The 722-nt window shown below is 54.8% G+C and carries 1 pseudogene; it reads left to right on the forward strand.

Features of this window, described 5'->3' with window-relative positions:
* Positions 1–640, forward strand: a pseudogene (locus MHX65_RS11490) (transposase); the annotation flags it as partial.
* Between the last annotated feature and the right edge of the window lie 82 nt (positions 641–722).

The following is a 722-nucleotide window of genomic DNA, read 5'->3' on the forward strand; positions in this document are numbered from 1 at the left end:
ACGCCGTCGCCACCAAGGACTTCTCAGGGGCAAGATGCACATCACCCCAGCCCAAGCCTGGGAGATTATCTCGCATGCCCAGCCACCGACGCAGCCGATTGACCCAGATTTTTTATGGACAAAAATCGCGAAACAATATCACCGGATTCACCCCGACAACCAGGCAGATGCCTTAGCAGCCGACACAGTGGTCGCAACAGATAATGCCCTGCCTGAAGTTGCAGCTTCAGACAGGGCACCAAGTAACGACACTCAGGCGATCCAGCAAGATACACCCCATGCCGATTCCTCAACCGTAATGCCAAGCTCTACCGGTGTAAATGCACTCTGGCCTATCCCGGACAAGCTGTGGATCAACAAAAGCGGGGTGGTACGCGTCATGGGACACGGCCTCTACGTCGGGCTGCGCTTCAAAAATCGAGCCATCTACAGCAGCGTAGCCGATGACTATGTGGAATTTTTTACTGATCACGACGGTGAGAAACTGTTTTCATTTCCGCTACCAATCCAACTGAATCAGCGTCCACCCGGCGGTCAAATCAACATAAACCACGTTGTCGGCATGTGGCACCGACAACCCCCAGAGCTAAAACCCAACCTCTCTGGGCCACGGCCAAGCCGCCGGAAGAAGCCAAACTAGCACCAGTACAAAAACTCCGTGGACTCCCCGCCCAAAAAGCGGGGAGACTCCGCGTCCACAAAGTCCCTAGACTCCGAGTCCA

Source organism: Corynebacterium sp. ACRPS (assembly GCF_022346005.1).
GTDB lineage: Bacteria > Actinomycetota > Actinomycetes > Mycobacteriales > Mycobacteriaceae > Corynebacterium.